Origin of the sequence: Sporosarcina sp. P2 (assembly GCF_002743255.1) — a bacterium.
Taxonomy (GTDB): domain Bacteria; phylum Bacillota; class Bacilli; order Bacillales_A; family Planococcaceae; genus Sporosarcina.
This window is the reverse complement of sequence record NZ_PDYY01000011.1, coordinates 118,921-138,162: the sequence shown is the minus strand read 5'-3', so window position 1 is coordinate 138,162 and position 19,242 is coordinate 118,921. Positions and strand designations below refer to the sequence as shown.

Sequence of the window (19,242 nt, the reverse complement as noted above, 5' to 3'; positions counted from 1 at the left end):
CGGTCACGTACCTGAGTACGCTCCCTCCTTCTCTCCTTCATCTCCTAGTACTTCACTACATCTTGTCAGTCAGTAAAATGAAAATTCGATTAGCTCGAGTTTCATTTGCTGGCATCAATTAAGATACTCATTTTATTTATGTCACCGTTAGGTGCACAAACTATATTTCGTTAACGTTTTGCTGTTCAGTTTTCAAGGTTCATGTCGCAGTCGCTTTCTTGACTGTTCTATTACTATATCAGACACAATTTAAACTGTCAACAACTATAAACAACCTTTTTCAATTTCTTTTTACTTTCTTTTAGATTCTATGCATTAACGCTTTCAAAATGAAGCTTAATAAATAGTGAAAACCGCTCCCCTATTGAATCAGGAAGCGGTTCGTTGTTATTTAATATAGATGAAATACAATATGAAGATTACAAATAACCCGTACATAATCGGATGAATTTCTTTTCTTCTACCGCTAACTAACATAGTAATAGGATAGAAAACGAAACCAATTGCGATACCTGTCGCTATACTGTACGTCAACGGCATAGCGATGATCGTAAAGAATGCTGGAACAGCGATTTCGAAACGTGTCCATTGTATGTTCCCTAAGGTCGACACCATCAATACCCCAACGATAATTAATGCCGGAGCTGTAACTGCCGGTGTGATGACTAATAGTAAAGGGGAGAAGAACAATGCTAGTAAGAACAACAAGGCGGTTACAATAGAAGCAAAGCCTGTTTTGGCACCCGCCGCAACACCTGCAGTAGATTCAATATAAGATGTGGTAGTGGATGTACCCATTACTGCTCCTGTTACTGTCGCCAAGGAATCCGCAAGCAACGCTTTACCTGCGCGTGGAAGGCGATCTTCCTTCATTAAACCCGCTTGAGTCGCAACTGCAACTAGTGTTCCGGCTGTATCGAAGAAATCTACGAATAGAAATGTGATAACGATGACGAGAAATTGTGTGGTCATCAATGAACCTGGATCGTTAATGATCGCATCAAAAGCTGCACCAAACGTAGGAGCGACTGACGGAATTTTATCTACTACCTTATGTGGTACGTCTATTAGACTGACTGCCATACCTAAGACTGTGGTCATGATCATCCCATAGAAAATAGCACCTTTGATTTTCCTAGCCATCATAATAATCGTGACAACTAATCCAAAGATCGTTAGTAATGTAGGACCCGCTGTTAAATCACCTAAGCCTACTAACGTATTTGCATCCGCTACAATAATCTTGGCATTTTGCAGTCCTAAGAATGTAATGAACAAACCAATCCCTGCACCTACAGCAAATTTCAGCTGGGCTGGTATTGCATTGATGATGATTTCTCGTAATCCTGTCAATGAAAGAACTATAAAGATTAATCCAGAGAATAATACCCCAGTTAATCCTGTTTGCCATGGTATGCCGTAGGTTAGCACTACTGTGAAAGCGAAAAATGCATTTAATCCCATGCCTGGCGCTAGACCAATCGGATATCTAGCTATCAGACCCATAAATAATGTTCCAACAGCCGCCGCGAGCGCAGTAGCAACAAATACAGCGCCTTTATCCATACGCATAGAATCAGGCAAATCAGGTACAACGTCCAAAGATAACATAATAGGATTTACCGCTAAAATATATGCCATGGCTAAAAAAGTAGTTATTCCACCGATGATTTCGCGACGATAATTGGTTCCAAGCTTGTCGAACTCAAAGTATTTTTTCATTGTGACCTTCCTTACTCTCATTATGTAAAAAGAGGCACGCGAAAAAAATCGCATGCCTCTCTTCTAATTCAATAGAAAAAACATTTCTATTTTGAATCGTAGTCGAAACATTTACGGTGTTTCGGTAGAGACTTCTAGGCCTTATTCCCAGCGTTATACGATCATATTCTGTTGTTTATCTTATTCCCACTCAATTGTGCCAGGTGGTTTAGCTGTAATATCATATACAACACGATTGACCTGATCTACTTCAGTTGTAATTCGCGTACTGATTTTTTCCAGTACATCGAAAGGTATACGAGCCCAGTCTGCTGTCATGCCATCTACTGAATGAACCGCTCTAATACCAATCGCGTAGTCGTAAGAACGTTGTTCGTTACGCACACCTACACTGCGGATATTCGGTAATACTGCGAAATATTGCCAGATTGAACGATCAAGTCCGGCTTTTGCGATTTCTTCACGTAAAATATAATCTGCATCGCGAACGATTTCAAGCTTATCTTCCGTTATTTCACCAAGTACACGAACTCCAAGGCCCGGGCCAGGGAACGGTTGGCGGTTAACGATTTCTTCTGGCAACCCAAGCTCTGCTCCAACTGCACGTACTTCATCTTTAAATAATGCACGTAATGGTTCAATTAATTCGAAGTCCATATCTTCAGGCAAACCACCCACATTATGGTGAGATTTGATCGTTGCAGAAGTTGCAGTTCCACTTTCGATGATGTCTGCATAAATCGTACCTTGTGCTAAGTATTTGATACCGTCTAGTTTAGCGGATTCTTCATCAAACACGTAAATAAATTCATTACCAATAATCTTACGTTTTTGCTCAGGGTCTGTAACGCCTTCTAGCTTGTTCAAAAAGCGTTCACGTGCATCTACTTTAATGAAGTGCATGCTGAACTGTTCGCTGAAAGTTTTAACTACACTTTCAACTTCGCCTTTACGTAGCAATCCGTGATCAACAAAAATACATGTTAACTGATCCCCTATTGCACGGTCGATCAGAGCGGCGACTACTGATGAATCAACTCCACCACTTAGCGCGCAAAGTACTTTACGATCCCCGACCACTGAACGAATTTTCTCTATTTCAATTTCAATGAAACGATCCATTGTCCAGTCGCCTGAAGCTTTACAAATTTCAAAAACAAAGTTACGCAAGAAGTCTTTCCCATTTTCCGAACGATAATCTTCCGGATGAAATTGAATCGCATAGATTTGTTCTTCATCGTTTGAAATCGCTGCAATATTACCACTAGAGTCTTTTGCTGATGCAGTAAACCCTTCAGGTAATTCTGCAATGTCAGCGCTGTGGCTTACCCAGACATTTTGTTTTTCAGTCTGACCAGCAAACAATGCAGACGCCGTATCCACGGTCAACGTCTCTTCTTTGCCTTCGTCACTTGTATTCTTTTCTACCTTACCGCCTAAATGATCGATAATTACTTGAGCTCCATAACTGATGCCCAATACAGGAATACCTAATTCGAATATTGACGGATCAATATCATACGCATTCTCGTCGCCAGCAGATGCTAGACCACCAGAAAGTACGATACCGACTGGATTCATTTTTTTAATTTCTTCAATTGTCGTTGTATGTGCGTGTAACTCACTATACACACCAAATTCGCGAATTGTACGCGTGAAGAGCTGATTATACTTACTGCCGTAATCGAGAACTACAATTTTTTCTTGTCCAGCTAACACAGGAGCATTTGACAACTAATCCACCTCTTCCAATTTTTTAATATCGTTTCATGCCTCAACTACAAAAGACGCGTTAGAAAGTCAACTTTCCACGCGTCTTTTCCATCAAAGAATCTAGGTACTGCTATTCAATGAAAGCTGACGTTCGTTAGTGCAAGAAATGTCGAGGATATTCCAAGCATCATCCGATCTATATTTTACGCATATTTCGCTAAAAAATCAACAAATTGTGCTAATAATTAAATCTTCCCATACTTCATTCAACTTATCCCACTCTTGCGATTGCCAATCGTTACCGTATACCCCGATTTCATACGCACGGGTCAATACGGCCATTCGATCGCCGCCGTACCGCTCATCCACAAGTATTGCATAGTTGGATAGTGTCATTGCGGTATCCTTTGGCAAACCGGTACGCGCAAGTTGTTGTAATAACTGTGTAAATTGCTGTTCGAATTTCACGCGACCGTTCGGCAGTTTCTTCAATTGTTTTATACGCCATTTCGGTAACCAATTACTTCTTTTACTATATATAACGACACTCGCTCCTATTATCAACGCGAATAGCGCTACATAAATCCACCATTGACTAAACAACCATGCAAGCTTTTGTTTGAATACGTCAAACGCTGTCGAACCTTTTGTTTTCTTTGGAAGCTCTTTCTGTTGCTCCACTTCTGGTTTCACCGTTTTATTAATTTCCTCTTCTTCAGGACTTTCATTTGGAATATCAAATTCGATCTCTGTCGGCTGTGTAAAACCTAGCGTCGGCTCAAACGGCATCCATCCAATTCCAGGAATATACGCTTCCACCCATGAATGAGCTTCATCATTCGTCACGCGATAGATACTTTCGCCTGAGGCTTTAAACGCCATTTCCCCGGGTGCAAAACCTTTCACCCAGCGTGTTGGTATATCTACAGACCTGAGCATGACCGCCATAGAAGTGGAGAAATTATCACAGTAACCCTTTTTGGTGTCGAATAGAAACTGATCCACATAGTCCTGTTCCTCATCAGGTATCGGAACATTTTGTGTCTCGTAAACAAAACCGTTCTTTTTGAAGTATTGCTCTACCGCTTTCACTTTGTCATAGACGGCCGTTTCATTCTCTGTAATCGATAACGCTAGCTCCCTCACGCGTTCCGGTAATTCGTCCGGTAGTTGCACATAGCTATTTAAATCTTCCGGAACGGTCTCATAGTTCACCATCTCTGCTTTCTGCAAATCTGACATGATGTATGTAGGTTCAACAAATTCTATTTCATACTGTTCAATCTTTTCCTGCAGACCCATTAGCAAGTATAGTCGGTTCGCTGCCATCTCATGCATAAGGTTCAAACCTTCAGGTGAGGAAATCTTCGTCGTGCCATAGGGAGTGGCAAGAAACGGCAATGGTTCAGCGAAATCCAATAAAGCACGCGACACTTCCCCACCTACAAGAGGTTCCCATAAATCTTCACCTGTATTCAGTAGCTCCTTCATTGATTCTTGATCCTGTATCCAGCCCTTCGAAGTGTAAGTGTCCTTCGTTTCGATTCGCCAATATTGACGTTGTTCCACGGAAGCTTCAAACACTAACTGATTGTCTTGGACGAAAGCTCCACCTAGTTGCGAATCATTAGGGTCATAACCCGCCCTAGCTTGACTTTTATCAGACCCCTCGTCTTCCACTCCGCTCAAAGACAATAAGAACGGTACGGGATCAGGCCATGCTGGAGGATATACGGGTGCATTTCTGGAAAGCAATCCGACAGATATAACAATCAGTACCACCGGCAATGAAAGCAAAAGTAATCTTTTAGGACGAAGTGACAATCCCTTTTCACCGGATAGTTTAATTAATGTGAGAGTACCTACGATTACTAAACCCACCATCATAATTCTCACAATAGACGTAGTAGCATCATATGGAGTGAACGTATCCAACAGCGCAACAAATACTATGGTAAAACCAAAGAACATCATCATACTACTTCGCACCTCAATCCAGTGGCGAAGCAAATAGGCAATCATCCAAACTAATGTAAACAACAATACCGTACGAAATAAATTCGATAATTCACCCAGATCACCTTTGAATAGCAACAAGACATTCTGTTGGACATCTTGCCAAATGTAGCCTGTCGTTTCTATTGAAATCCATAGTTGGTCAAAATACATATAATGAATAGCCCATACTACATAAAGTATTTGAATCGCTCCACTGATCCACAAGGGTAATCGAAGTAAAGCCAATGCAAAAAAGAGCACCAGATAGATGATAAATAAAGAAGGATGGCCGAAATCTGTCAGCTCCATAATGGGGATAAACCACTCCCACAGTAAAACGACACTAAGTGCATATAAAAACACTAGCACTTTCCAATTCAATATCGGTTTCTTCATGAAGACACCACCTTTTTCAACACCGATGAATGGTCAGATGGATACATCAGATTCACAGTAATACCGAGTAATTTCACTTGATCAATAATAGGCTCGAGGGATTTTACATGCGTATCGGCCGGCAACATTACAAAGCAAACTATTGTGGATGCATCACGAGTATACGTTAATACACGGTGGATGAAATCCATGCGAAGATTACCTGTAATAAGCAACAACGCATCCCGAGATGGCGCTTTCTCTATCGGCAACCTTACCTGTTGTAAATCTTTCGGCTGGATTTTAGCAAGGTGTACTAACGCTTGCCTAGTATGATCTGCGGAATGTATAGACGGAAATATTTTCGGTTGGTCACTTGCCGTGATCATGGTCAGCTTGGCATGATTCTGCCTAGCAGATACAATAATCGACGCAGCAAACTCCACTGCCTCTTCAAACGTTTCCGACATTCCACAATCCAGCAATACCGTATGTTGCTCCGATCGCTGTTCATCAAACTCCTTTGTCATAAGTTTCGAAGTGCGAGCAAATGACTTCCAATGAATCCAAGACATCCGGTCCCCCGGCGCATATTCCCTGATGCTAGATGGTGTGGTTGCATCTTTCGCCAGCATGTAAGCGGAGCGTTGCTGTCCTTCGCTCGTTCCATTGGATGCCGATTCATACACCATAGCTGTAACGCTAGGATAGACCAAAAAATGGTCATGAACGACAAATACTTTTCTTTTACGAATCCAATTAAAAAAGTCTACTACTTCTACTTCTACTGTCGGCAATGTGTATTCACCACGTTGAACATTCTGTAACAAATAGGTGTGCTCATATGTTCTTCGAAAACCTAGTAGTGTGATTTTCCGTTCAATCTTTTCGCGCTTGCCATGCACTCGTTTATCCAACAGAACTACGTACAACAAAGGGAAGGGAAGATTCCTTTTAAGAACCACACGAATAGATACCCGTCCATTTCTTGTTACATGTTGGTCTTCGATATATCGTTCCACGGTTAGATCTCGTAACGGATATAAGTAGAGCAGCACGGAATATATCACGAACGGAATCAATGTATAGAAGATGAACCAGCTAACGAAGCCCCCTTGAAATTTTGCAAAGACGTAGGCGCCTATACCAATAGATAAGACATTCACGAAACGTCCGAACGATCGCAATTCAATCATAAAGTAGCAGACCTGCGCATAACTGGAACCGGCAAATGTTTGAGGATATAGCTAACAATTTCCTCAGCATCGATTCCTTCGTATTTCGCTTCGGGATGTAGAATCATCCGATGCGGAAATGCAAACGACGCTAAGTATTGTACATCGTCAGGCAAAACAAATGTGCGCCCTTTTATGAATGCATATGCCTGACAAGCTTTCATTAATGCCATCGAACCGCGTGGACTTACGCCTAACGAAACGGATTCGTGCTGGCGAGTTGCATCTGCACAATCCACAATATACGAAACAATCGTATCGTCTACAGTCACTTCGCGTACATGCCGCTGTAGCTCCAGTAATTCCTCCACTGTTAGAATGGCATCAATTTGCTCAATTGGCGTTTGCTGTTCCGCTCTTTTCAATAATTCTATCTCTTGCTGTTTTGTCGGATAACCCATTTTCAACTTAAAGATAAAACGATCAAGCTGTGCTTCCGGTAAAGGATATGTCCCTTCATATTCAATAGGATTTTGTGTCGCCATTACGAAAAACGGTTTCGGTAATTGTATAGTCGTTCCATCTACCGTAATCGAAGCCTCCTCCATACCTTCCAATAAAGCAGCCTGTGTTTTGGGTGATGTTCGGTTGATTTCATCAGCCAATACGATATTCCCAATCAAAGGGCCCGGACGAAATTCGAATTGCATCGTCTGTGGATTATAGATAGATACGCCTGAAACATCAGAAGGTAATAAATCTGGCGTGAATTGGATCCGTTTAAACTTTGCGCCAATTGAAGTGGCTAGTGCTCTGACTAACATCGTCTTGCCAACGCCTGGTACATCTTCTAGTAACACATGACCGCCAGCTAATAACGCTGTCATACTTAACTCCGCTATATCACGTTTTCCCACAATAACTTTTTCGATATTGTGTAATACTCGTTCGATCCATTGTGAATGCATAGTTGTTCTCTCCCGTCACGAACTGAATCCGTCTTGTTGTATGAAACTATCATACCTGAAACGAATAATGCCGACAAACAGAAAAACTGCCGACCCTTTATCTTCTAAGAGGTCGGCAGTTTTCATTTCCAAAATTCATCAAATACCGTGATAGGCAAATGCCGTTTATGGGCTGATTTCAAATAATGTCCTTCAATTTGCTTTCGTGCTTTGTTCGATACTTCTTTTCCTTCAAGATAGTCATCAATTTCATCATATGTTACACCTAATGCTACTTCATCCGGAATAGCGGGTTTATTGCCCTCTAAATCAGCCGTAGGGATTTTATTGTATAAGTGTGGTGGACAGTCTAGTGCTTCTAACAATTGTTTTCCTTGGCGTTTATTCAGACGGTAAATCGGCATAAGATCCGCTGCACCATCACCAAACTTTGTGTAGAAGCCAGTGATAGCTTCAGCTGCGTGATCTGAACCTAGAACGACCGAATGATGGACAGCCGCTACAGAATATTGCACTTTCATACGTTCGCGCGCCTTTTCATTTCCTTTATCAAAGTCAGAGATATAAAGACCCGCCTTGATCAGAGCCCGTTCACTGGCATCGACCGCTTCTTTAATATCTACTGAATAGACGACCGATGGACTAATAAAACGCAATGCATCCTGACAATCGTCTTCGTCAAACTGCACGCCATACGGTAAACGGAGTGCATAAAAGCGGTATTTTTCTTCAGCTAATTCTTCGTTAAGTTCATCAATCGCCATCTGCGCTAGTTTGCCAACTAATGTAGAGTCTTGACCACCAGAAATACCTAATGTGAATCCTTGTAAAAATGTGTTCTTTTTCAAATATGCTTTCATAAAATCAATGGAAGTCCGGATCTCTTGCTGCGGGTCGATTTCCGGCTTCGCACGTAATGCTTGGATAATTTCTTGCTGCAATGTCAACGCTCCCACTTCCTTTTCATCGTTTTGTATAGCTCTCGACCATTTCATGTACTTCTTCAATATTACGTCGCTTATTATCCCAACACTTTTGACTAAGGTCGACAGGATACTCTTCTGGATTCAAAGAACGTTTATATTCTTCCCATAGTAAGGAAAGATTTTGTTGTGCAAATTCACGAATTTTATAAACTGGTGGATTTTTATAAATGGTTATTCCATCGCGAATAACTTGCTCGTGTAAGTTTACCGCTTCAAAATTCGTCACAAACTTCGAAATAAATGTATGCACGGGGTGGAACATTTTGATACGTTCTTCTGTTGTCGGATCTTCGTCATGCATCGTAATGTAGTCACCTTCCGCTTTGCCATTTTCAAGGTCAATGATTCGATAGAGTTTTTTGCGGCCAGGTGTTGTCACTTTTTCTATGTTTGCCGAGATTTTAATCGTATCTTGCATTTCCCCGTCATCGCTTTCTATGGAGACAATTTTATAGACTGCCCCAAGCGCTGGTTGATCATATGCCGTAATCAGTTTGGTTCCAATGCCCCAAATGTCGACTTGGGCTCCTTGGGCTTTCAAGTTTAAAATCGTATACTCATCCAAATCATTGGATACTACGATTTTCGCCTCTGTGAAACCAGCTTCATCTAACATACGGCGAGTTTCTTTTGACAAGAAGGCAATATCTCCGCTGTCCAGTCGTACGCCGATGAAATTAATGCTGTCTCCAAGTTCTTTTGCCACTTTAATGGCTGTCGGAACGCCAATCTTTAACGTATTATACGTATCCACTAAGAATACGCAATCGCGATGACGTTGTGCGTATACTTTGAATGCCGTGTACTCATCTTTATAAGCTTGGACAAATGAATGTGCATGCGTTCCCGAAACAGCTAGTCCGAAACGTTTTCCTGCGCGTACGTTGCTCGTAGATTCCACGCCACCAATAACCGCTGCACGCGCGCCCCAAACTGCGGCATCCATTTCATGCGCACGTCGGCTCCCGAACTCCATCACCACATCATCTTTCACTACTTGCTTGATCCGGCTAGCTTTTGTGCTGATCAACGTTTGGTAGTTAATAATATTTAACAATGCTGTTTCGATCAATTGCGCTTCAATCAAATTCGCCTCAATCCGGATGATGGGTTCATTCGCAAAAACGAGTTCTCCTTCTCTCATGGAGTACACGTCCCCGGTAAAACGGACGCCTTTCAAATAATTGAGGAAGTCATCAGCAAATCCAAGCTCTTCTCGTAAATAAGCTAAATCGCTTTCAGTGAATGAAAACTCTTCAAGATACTTCAGTACATGTTCAAGACCTGCAAATATCGCATACCCGTTACCGAATGGAATTTTTCTGAAATATACTTCGAATACTGCTTTCCGTTCATGAATGCCGTCCGCCCAATACGATTCGGCCATATTGATTTGATATAGGTCTGTGTGTAACGCTAAACTGTCGTCTTTGTATGATGAAGTCATAGTCGTCTCCTTCTCCCGCTGCAATAATATTGTCATTATACACTATTTTCCCTATTTCTCAGCAAAGTAATCATTAACTGGTGAATTGACTTCAGAAATATAAGTTTTTAAAATTAGCAAAGAAAAGACAGAAGTCAGACCCCCTTAAATTCGGAGTTTACCTTCTGTCCCACGTAATTATTTCTAGTGATATTTAGTTCTGTTTTAGCTTCCCAATTTCTCATTGAAAGGAGTCGTCACTTCATTTTTCAGCAATCCTCTATAACCATATATGTTGCTTTGACAGGACCATGTACACCGATGACGAGATTCATTTCAATGTCCGCGGAGTTGCTTGGACCTGTGATGAAGTTAATACAGGATGGGACTTGCTCGCCATTGTTTAGTTTTTCTCGAATCATATCTGATGCCTGTGTAATTCTTGGGACTAGCGTGCTTTTAGGGATTAAGGCAATATAATGCGTTGGAAGCAAGCTGACTGAACGACCTTTGTCCGCACTACTGAATAGTACAACGGTGCCGGATTCTGCAAGGGTCATGTCGCTGAATGTGATGCCGATATTTGCTTGTTCAGCCAATTCGATGTTCTTTTCTCCAAGTGAAGGATCCCAGCTATTGACTTCAATCTGTTCTGAAGGCCACTTTGTTTCTAACAAGTCCGATAATCCATATTCCCCAAAACGTCCGTCTTTCCATAGAGATAGTGGTCCGCCACCATAAGCTTTTACCACTTCGTCTAGCGCAACTGGCAATGATTCTTTTGTCGTTTCGACGATATCTGTATGAATTTGCTCACATTGCACACGTAATACTCCGAGCAATTCATCTAGTGAAGCGTCTGCTAACACTGTACGCTGTGGCTGATGTTTCCAGATCGGTTTTTCTACTTTCATTTTGGGTTCGCGCCCTAATTGTGTCGCGATCGTCGCTAGAAAAGCATCACGGTTTTGAATTGTTCCTCCCATGCTTATTTGCCCCCTTTCTGATCATAGAACCAGTCACGGAAACGCGTATTTCCGACAGCTGGGAACTCCCGTAAATCGGTCCAGTCCTTCAGCGGACCCGGACCTTTTGATATCCGGTCATTTTTCGTCAAAGGTTTCATCGCGGTAGATGCTACCTTTGAGCCCATAGAATACAACGGATTCGATGCAGCACCAATCCCGAATGCTTTCATTGCCAGTCTTTCGGAAATAGGTGATCGACCTTCTTCTTCCACAATGATGCGTCGATGTGTGTGAAGTAGTTCGTGAAGAGGGATTTTCACCGGACAAGCATCCGTGCACGCTCCGCATAGTGTGGAAGCAAAAGGCAGCTCTTTAAAATCGTCGTAACCGCCAAGCAATGGCGATAGCACAGCACCTATTGGACCCGAATAGATTGAGCCGTAGGAGTGCCCACCGATATGACGATAAACAGGACATACGTTGACGCAAGCAGCACATCGGATACATTGCAACACGGATTGAAATTCTGTCCCTAAAATTTCGGATCGTCCATTATCGACGATAACTAAATGGAATTCTTCTGGGCCATCCACATCCCCTTCATCTCTAGTACCAGTTAACGCTGTGACATAACTCGTCAACTTTTGTCCCACTGCACTTCGTGTCAATAAGCTGACCAATACTTCGAATTCTTCAAAAGAAGGTACTACCCGCTCCATGCCCATTACCGTAATTTGAGTTTTCGGCAATGCAGAGACAAGTCGTGCATTCCCTTCATTCGTCACAAGACTAATGGAGCCGGTTTCAGCAATCGCAAAGTTGCAGCCTGTAATACCTATGTCTGCATCCAAGAATTCCTGGCGTAGCTTTTCGCGTGCATGCAAAGCCAGTTCTTCCGGTTTAGAAGTCTTATGATAATCCAACTTTTTCTCAAAAACTTCGCGTATCTGTTCCCTATTTTTATGAAGGGCAGGTGCTACGATATGAGACGGCGGATCATGATCATCCACTTGAAGGATATACTCTCCTAGGTCTGTCTCTATGACTTCACATCCGGCTTCTTCCAGTACAGCATTCAGATTAATTTCTTCCGTTACCATCGATTTAGACTTCACAACTTTTTTACCATCTTTTTTCTTAATGACATCCCGGACATAATCACTCGCTTCTTCAGCAGTCTTCGCAAAAAATACGTGACCGCCACGTTCTGCTACATTTTCACTTAGCTGATGTAAATAGAAGTCCAGGTTTTCAAGGACATGCTGACGAATTTCTTCTCCATGTGAACGCCATTCTTCCCAACTACCCAGCTCCTCTGCAGCGTCTAGTCGTCTACCATGCAAACGCTCCTGAGCACTGGCCACTGCTTGTCTCATAAAATCGTCTGAAATATTTTCCTTTGTTCGATCGGTAAAGTTTTTCTTGCTGAATTTCATAGCCATTACTATCACCTCACTTTTATTTACTCATTACTATTTAACACTTGCGCGATGTGCATGACACGGATTGGTTTACCCACTCGTTCTGCACGTCCTCCAATATTCATCAGACAACCACAGTCCGCCCCGATTAAATAATCTGCTTCAGTCACTATGGCACTATTGACCTTCTCATCTACCATCTGTTCAGAGATATCCCCCATCTTTACGGAGAATGTACCGCCAAAGCCGCAGCAATTATGAGCATTGGGTAAAGGGATCATTTCGAGTCCTTCCACTTGATTCAATAACTTTTTCGGTTCTTCGCTAGCGCCTAGTAATCTCGTCATATGACAAGACGGATGATACGTCGCTTTTCCTGTCAATTTCGCTCCTACATTTTCTACTTGCAGCACATTCACGAGAAATTGTGTGAACTCATACGTTTTATCAGCCAACTCTTGAGCCCTCGGTAACCAATTCAGATCATCTTTGAATACGTCAGGATATAGTTTAAACATCGTGGCACAAGATCCGGATGGAGTAACTACATACTCTGCATTTTCAAATGTCTTAATCATATTTTTCATCGCTGATTTTGAATTTTCTACATAGCCACTGTTATAAGCAGGTTGTCCGCAACATACTTGTCCTTTTGGAAACGACAATTCACAGCCTTGTCTTTCGAGCACTTCCACCATATCTTTACCAGCGTCTGCATAGAACATGTCCACTAGGCATGTGATAAACAAGCTAACTTTCATAGTCATTCACCTCTTCAAGATAGATTTCATAAGGTCAACAGGTCATCAGATGACTCTAAGTTATTTCCTAGCATACTATAAAGCTTATTGATTTAACAGATATTTATGACAAATAATTTAAAAATCACCCGTAACAAGACGGGTGATTTCATATTTTGATTGACTTCAAATAATTAGACAATACATTTTCTACGTTGACCAAATGTCCTTGCATATGAATTGCTGCGAGATCCGGCTGCTGTTTTTTAATCGCTAGAAAAATCGCTTCATGCTCTTCATATAATCGATCAACAGTCGCTGTCTCCGTATACAAGCAGATTCTCCGAGTTTCCCTCATGGATTCTCCTATGAGGCTTGCCACGTGGTTCATTAGTGTAACGAGCAACGTGTTGCCCGTAGCTTCTGCAATCGCAAAGTGGAAGTCAAGATCCGCTTTTTCTCCAAGAAGAATATCACCTGCATGTTCTTTCATACTGCGCAAAGCCTTTTCCATTTTCGCCAAGTCTTCATCTGATCGATTTAGCGCCGCGTTGGTAACTGCTCCTACCTCTAGTATTTTCCGCACGCCTAGTAAATGATCGACGTCTTGCTGATTCATCAAAATAGCGCTTTGCAATGGAAATGCCAAGTCTTCAGATGAAAATTCATTGACGTACGTCCCTTCACCTTGCCGCATTTCAATGAGCCCCAATGCACGCAATGATGTCAATGCTTCCCGAATGGCTGATCTTCCGACACTGAAGCTTTCTGCCAATTGCTGGACGGAATCCAGTTTATCTCCCGGATTAAGCTCGCCGCTCCGAATCATTTCCAGTAAAGCATCTGCTACTTCCTCATATATTTTCTTAGGCTTGATTTGCTTATAGTTCATGATCTTTCACTCCTGTCTGCTGTATTCATTATAATCCAAAAATACACCCTGTGCTAAATTCGAATAAGTTATTCACTATCAGAAAACACAAAATTCTTCTTGTCTTTTAATTTGCCAGTCTATATAATCAGAAAAAGAAGTCATTAGGTCATCAGATGACCTAATGACTAGTAGTTAAATGAAAACGTTTCCAAAAAATGATACTGGAGGTTATTTATTTGAATTTACTTATACTGTCTCTTATTGCTTTACTGCCCATTATTACTATTTTCGTATTTTTGGTCTTATTGAATTGGCCCGCAATTAGGGCTATGCCTATTGCACTCGTCGTTACTGCTTTGATAGCTATATTCATTTGGGGAACGAAGACAAATATCGTGGCAGGTGCTGCGTTCAATGGATTAATTACCGCTTTAGAGGTTATATTCATTGTCTTTGGCGCAGTACTCTTGCTCAATACAATAAAAGAAAGCGGAGCAATCCACACAATTCGTAGCGGTTTCACTTCCATTTCACCAGACCGTCGTATCCAAGCGATTATTATCGCCTTTTTATTTGGTTCCTTCATCGAAGGTGCATCAGGATTTGGGACACCAGCTGCAGTTGCGGCACCCCTGTTAGTCGCAGTCGGTTTTCCTGCACTTGCTGCTGTTATGGTGTCATTAGTAATTCAAAGTACAGCCGTATCGTTTGGAGCGATCGGAACCCCTATTCAGATTGGTGTCAGTACAGGCCTTTCTGATCAGCCCGCTGTGATGGCAGCACTTAAAAAAGTAGGCATGAGTTTTCCAGAGTTTCTACTGCAAATTACTACGAATACTGTACTAATTCACGGAGTAATTGGTTCTTTGATTCCGTTATTTCTGGCTGCCCTGCTGACACGCTTCTTCAGCCCTGCCAAGTCCTTCCGTGAAGGAATGAAAGTGTGGAAGTTTGCGTTGTTTGCAGGTCTAGCATTCACTATTCCTTACTTCATTATCGGAATTACATTAGGTCCAGAATTCCCTTCCTTGCTAGGTGCACTCATTTCATTAATCATTGTGATCCCCGCTGCTAGAAAAGGTTTATTCATGCCGAAAGTAGAAAATACTTTCGATTTCCCACCGCGCACACAGTGGGAGGAAGATTGGTTCGGCAAGCTGAATCACGAAGTGCCCAAACCGCTGGATGAAAGCCGTAGAATTTCGATGTTGAAGGCATGGATGCCATATTTAGTGCTAGCAAGTTTGCTTGTACTTTCAAGAACGCTTGAACCCTTCACTGCTTTACTTAAACATTCCGCTGTCACACTCAAATTTGAGAATATATTCGGTTCGGGTATCACAACGGCAACTACACCATTATTCCTGCCCGGTTTCTTCTTTATTGTTGCTTCATTGTTCGGTTATTTATTGTATCGTATGAAACCTTCTGAGTACGTACTTGCTTGGAAGAATTCATTCCACACAGCTGTTACTGCAGGAGTTGCATTAATATTTGCTGTACCAATGATTAAAATATTTTTGAATACTTCATTGGCAGCCGGAAAAGTGGCTGCAGATAGCGCATCTTTGGTCGGTGAAAACATGCCGCTAATTTTAGCCGAAAGCGTTTCCGTCGTAAGCGGAGAGTTTTGGCCAATTGTTGCACCAATTGTCGGTGCGCTCGGCGCATTCATTGCCGGCAGTAACACCTTTAGCAACATGATGTTTTCACTGTTCCAATTTGGCGCAGCAGGCAATATCGGTCTTGATACTGCTCAAGCAGGCATTGTTGTAGCGATGCAGGCAGTCGGCGGCGCTGCCGGAAACATGATTTGTGTGCATAACGTCGTGGCTGCTTCGGCTACAGTTGGTCTGATAGGCAAGGAAGGGCTACTCATACGACGCGTCCTCTTCCCTCTAAGTTATTATCTGCTGACTGCAGGTTTCTTGGGAATGGCAATTATTCATGGAATTTTCAATATCTGGCTACTCATTGCAATCATCATTGTTGTTGGTTTTATAATGAAGATGTCCACAGATAAACGTAAGTTGTCTGCAAATATCTTGCGACAGCCATCATAAATAGCAACAATAAAAAAGAGCCTTATGGCTCTTTTTTCATACTGTTATTCATTTATCTTCGTGTGAGTACTTTCAAGCAAAATCAGCTTCGCTTTTTGGTTTCTCCCGTCACGATAGCCTGACAAACTGCCATCTTTCGCAATAACACGGTGACAAGGCACCACAACCATCACAGGATTCTTACCTATTGCAGATGCTACAGCACGAACAGATGACAATTTCCCAATCTGTACCGCAACTTCTGAATATGTCATAGTTTCACCATACGGTATTCGTTGTAGTGCTTCCCATACTTGCAGTTGAAACGATGTTCCTTTTAAATCAAGTGGAATCGCTGAAAAATCTTTCGTTGTACCCGATAAGTACTCCTTCATCTTGCTTATATAGACTCCGAGCTCTGTTTCATCTTCTATTAAGTCAACTGTATCAAACCGGTACGACCAGTCCTTCATACGTTCTACACTATCTTCAGCTAGTCCGGCATAGCACAGTCCCTGTTTTGTAGCGGCTATTGTTACAGTCCATTCATTAAAATCAAAATTTGTCCAATAAATCAGTTACGCCACTCCCCTTTCATCCGAACAACTTCAAGCCTACAGCACCGAAAATGATGAGCGATAAAAAGAAGAGACGTTTGATGCTAGCAGATTCTTTGAATATCAAAATCCCCATTAATACGGCTCCTGCCGCTCCTAACCCTGTCCATACCGCATACGCTGTACTCATCTGTATTTCGCGCATAGCAAGAGATAGGAAAACAAAACCAAAACCAAAAATCCCCACAATGAGTAACAGTCTTTTAATTGAACGCTTCTGTAAATAATAATTAATACTCACCACACCGAAAATCTCACCGAGACTGGCAATCATTAAGTATACCCAAGCCACTGTCAGCCACCTCCTTCTGCATCGGCTTTTTCATCTGTTGTCAGCTTAATGCCGACTACCCCAATGACGATGAATCCGATGAAGGTCGGCGTAACCCACGTAAAACCTGCTTGAAAGAAGAATATATCCACTAAAAGGATTGCAGCGGCACCAGAGCCGGTAAAAACAGCGTATACCGTGCCGGAAGGTAATCTTTCACATGCTTTTATAATGAAATAAAAACTCAATACAATCGCCATAACCGTTCCGGTCCATTGCATTACAGTTTCAGAATAACGAAGACCGACTACCCAGAAGATCTCTATAACAGCCGCCAATGCGACATAGCCCCAAGCCAAAATGAAAATCTCCTTTCCATTATGAATAGTATCTATCAGTATAACAAATCTTTTACTGAAACAAAAAAATCAATAACTGATGTTAAAAGGAAACTTGCATCTAGTATATCTGCATGATAGAATAAATTCGTCAACAGTTTTTCCTATATTATGAATATTCTTATCGAGAGAGACGGAGGGATAGGCCCAGCGATGTCTCAGCAACCAGCCACAGGCACGGTGCTAATTCCAAGGGTGACAACCACCTTGAAGATGAGAATACTGTATACACTTGTATGTTCGAGGGCCTATTCGAAAAGAAGAGGTTCTTTTTTATTTTGCCGGGGGGGATGAATATTCATGACAAACAACGGATTAGAAACTAGATTAGTACAACTTGGAAACCACAGTGATGAGAAAACCGGAGCAGTCAATACACCGATATACTTGTCTACAGCGTACCACCATGAAGGTCTAGGCAAGTCCACGGGATATGATTACACACGAACAAAAAACCCTACGCGTTCTATCCTAGAGGATGGAATTGCAAACCTAGAATCAGGTGACCAAGGATTTGCATGTAGTTCTGGAATGGCAGCCATTCAACTTATTTTATCTTTATTTAAAACAGGTTCGGAACTATTGGCGCCTGAAGACTTATATGGCGGTACCTATCGCCTGTTTAATCAATATGAAGAGACGTATAATATTAAGACGCGTTACTTATCGTTCGATGATGTTTCAGAAGTCGAGCAAGCGATTACTGATCGTACAAAAGCGATCTTCTTGGAAACGCCTACAAATCCATTAATGCAAAACATAGCCATCAGTACGTATGCGGAATTGGCTAAAAAACATGATTTATTGCTAATTGTCGACAATACGTTTTTAACACCTTATTTCCAGCGGCCAATTGAGGAAGGCGCAGATATTGTCATTCATAGCGCAACGAAATATATCGGTGGACATAATGATGTGCTTGCAGGTCTAGTCGTGGCAAAAGGTGAGGATTTATGCGAACGTCTATTTACCAATCATAATGCGATTGGAGCTACATTGTCTCCTCTTGATTCATGGCTTGTCGTACGCGGTCTAAAAACTTTGCATTTACGCATGAAACAGCATGATGCAAATGCGAAAATGATGGTCTCTTATTTAGAACAAGAACCTCTTATTGCCGACGTGCTCTACGCTGGAATCGGTGGTATGTTATCATTCCGAGTACAAAATAGTGAGTGGGTCGGGCCATTCCTTGAAAATATGAACTTAATTTCATTCGCCGAGAGTTTGGGCGGTGTGGAAAGCTTCATTACGTATCCGACTACACAGACGCATATGGATATCCCATTAGAAGAACGTAATCGTCGTGGAGTAGACGACCGTTTGCTCCGTTTCTCAGTGGGAGTAGAAGATGTAGAAGATTTGATTGCGGATGTAAAACAAGCCCTTTATGCTGCAAAAGAGATAGTAGAAGGAGTAAAAGTTCAATAATAGTAAACAATACAACTCGAACAGTCAATTTAACTATGACAGTTCGAGTTATTTTAATTCATTTATAGCAAGACACGACCGATTGAATCTATACAAAAAAGCATCCAATTATATTGG

Annotated in this window: 16 protein-coding genes and 2 riboswitches; of the genes, 2 read left to right on the top strand and 14 right to left on the bottom strand. The window is 41.8% G+C overall.

Translation table 11 applies throughout. The features are described 5' to 3' along the window. Positions 1 to 387: 387 nt before the first annotated feature. The 11 genes from CSV67_RS12545 to CSV67_RS12495 form a co-directional block, all read right to left on the bottom strand. Positions 388 to 1,722 carry an NCS2 family permease gene (locus CSV67_RS12545; RefSeq protein WP_099631930.1) on the bottom strand — a complete coding sequence of 445 codons (1,335 nt, stop codon included), beginning with the start codon at positions 1,720 to 1,722 and terminating at the stop codon, positions 388 to 390. A 79-nt stretch (positions 1,723 to 1,801) separates the two neighbouring features. Further along, a riboswitch (purine riboswitch) is annotated at positions 1,802 to 1,903 on the bottom strand. Continuing rightward, positions 1,903 to 3,456, bottom strand: a complete 1,554-nt coding sequence (gene guaA, locus CSV67_RS12540) for a glutamine-hydrolyzing GMP synthase (RefSeq protein WP_369803180.1) — start codon at positions 3,454 to 3,456, stop codon at positions 1,903 to 1,905. It overlaps the preceding riboswitch by 1 nt. A 204-nt stretch (positions 3,457 to 3,660) precedes the next feature. After that, on the bottom strand, positions 3,661 to 5,829 hold the full coding sequence (locus CSV67_RS12535) for a transglutaminase-like domain-containing protein (protein ID WP_099631929.1): 2,169 nt from the start codon (positions 5,827 to 5,829) through the stop codon (positions 3,661 to 3,663). Beyond that, positions 5,826 to 7,004 carry a DUF58 domain-containing protein gene (locus tag CSV67_RS12530; RefSeq protein ID WP_099631928.1) on the bottom strand — a complete coding sequence of 393 codons (1,179 nt, stop codon included), beginning with the start codon at positions 7,002 to 7,004 and terminating at the stop codon, positions 5,826 to 5,828. Before CSV67_RS12530 ends, CSV67_RS12535 begins: the two co-directional genes overlap by 4 nt. Further along, positions 7,001 to 7,951: an AAA family ATPase gene (locus tag CSV67_RS12525; RefSeq protein ID WP_099631927.1), complete on the bottom strand. Its 951-nt coding sequence runs from the start codon at positions 7,949 to 7,951 to the stop codon at positions 7,001 to 7,003. Before CSV67_RS12525 ends, CSV67_RS12530 begins: the two co-directional genes overlap by 4 nt. Positions 7,952 to 8,073: 122 nt before the next feature. Then, positions 8,074 to 8,898, bottom strand: a complete 825-nt coding sequence (gene nadE, locus CSV67_RS12520; protein ID WP_099631926.1) for an ammonia-dependent NAD(+) synthetase — start codon at positions 8,896 to 8,898, stop codon at positions 8,074 to 8,076. A gap of 16 nt (positions 8,899 to 8,914) precedes the next feature. Next, complete coding sequence (locus tag CSV67_RS12515) at positions 8,915 to 10,384, bottom strand: nicotinate phosphoribosyltransferase (protein ID WP_099631925.1); 1,470 nt, start codon at positions 10,382 to 10,384, stop codon at positions 8,915 to 8,917. Between the two features lie 248 nt (positions 10,385 to 10,632). Next, positions 10,633 to 11,349 (bottom strand): LutC/YkgG family protein, encoded by a 717-nt coding sequence (locus CSV67_RS12510; RefSeq protein ID WP_099631924.1) that lies wholly within the window; start codon positions 11,347 to 11,349, stop codon positions 10,633 to 10,635. Positions 11,350 to 11,351: 2 nt separating this feature from the next. Further along, positions 11,352 to 12,773, bottom strand: coding sequence for a LutB/LldF family L-lactate oxidation iron-sulfur protein (locus CSV67_RS12505; RefSeq protein ID WP_099631923.1), 1,422 nt, complete (start codon positions 12,771 to 12,773; stop codon positions 11,352 to 11,354). 20 nt (positions 12,774 to 12,793) lie between these two features. Further along, positions 12,794 to 13,513: a (Fe-S)-binding protein gene (locus CSV67_RS12500; protein ID WP_099631922.1), complete on the bottom strand. Its 720-nt coding sequence runs from the start codon at positions 13,511 to 13,513 to the stop codon at positions 12,794 to 12,796. A 148-nt stretch (positions 13,514 to 13,661) separates the two neighbouring features. Beyond that, a complete protein-coding gene (locus CSV67_RS12495; protein WP_099631921.1) occupies positions 13,662 to 14,384 on the bottom strand; it encodes a FadR/GntR family transcriptional regulator in 723 nt (240 codons plus the stop codon). Positions 14,385 to 14,602: 218 nt separating this feature from the next. On the opposite strand from CSV67_RS12495, the gene CSV67_RS12490 reads away from it, so the two are divergent. Next, positions 14,603 to 16,429 carry an L-lactate permease gene (locus tag CSV67_RS12490; protein WP_099631920.1) on the top strand — a complete coding sequence of 609 codons (1,827 nt, stop codon included), beginning with the start codon at positions 14,603 to 14,605 and terminating at the stop codon, positions 16,427 to 16,429. 44 nt (positions 16,430 to 16,473) lie between these two features. Here the strand turns inward: CSV67_RS12490 and CSV67_RS12485 are convergent, their stop codons facing one another. The 3 genes from CSV67_RS12485 to CSV67_RS12475 are packed head-to-tail and all read right to left on the bottom strand — an operon-like array spanning position 16,474 to position 17,655. Beyond that, a complete protein-coding gene (locus CSV67_RS12485) occupies positions 16,474 to 16,983 on the bottom strand; it encodes a methylated-DNA--[protein]-cysteine S-methyltransferase (RefSeq protein WP_483315696.1) in 510 nt (169 codons plus the stop codon). 19 nt (positions 16,984 to 17,002) lie between these two features. Beyond that, entirely contained in the window at positions 17,003 to 17,317 is a 315-nt protein-coding gene (locus CSV67_RS12480; RefSeq protein WP_143560712.1) for a DMT family transporter, read from the bottom strand. 2 nt (positions 17,318 to 17,319) lie between these two features. Further along, entirely contained in the window at positions 17,320 to 17,655 is a 336-nt protein-coding gene (locus CSV67_RS12475) for a DMT family transporter (RefSeq protein ID WP_099631917.1), read from the bottom strand. Between the two features lie 157 nt (positions 17,656 to 17,812). After that, a riboswitch (SAM riboswitch) is annotated at positions 17,813 to 17,914 on the top strand. A gap of 80 nt (positions 17,915 to 17,994) precedes the next feature. On the opposite strand from CSV67_RS12475, the gene CSV67_RS12470 reads away from it, so the two are divergent. Beyond that, positions 17,995 to 19,125 carry a methionine biosynthesis PLP-dependent protein gene (locus tag CSV67_RS12470; RefSeq protein ID WP_099631916.1) on the top strand — a complete coding sequence of 377 codons (1,131 nt, stop codon included), beginning with the start codon at positions 17,995 to 17,997 and terminating at the stop codon, positions 19,123 to 19,125. Positions 19,126 to 19,242 lie beyond the last annotated feature (117 nt).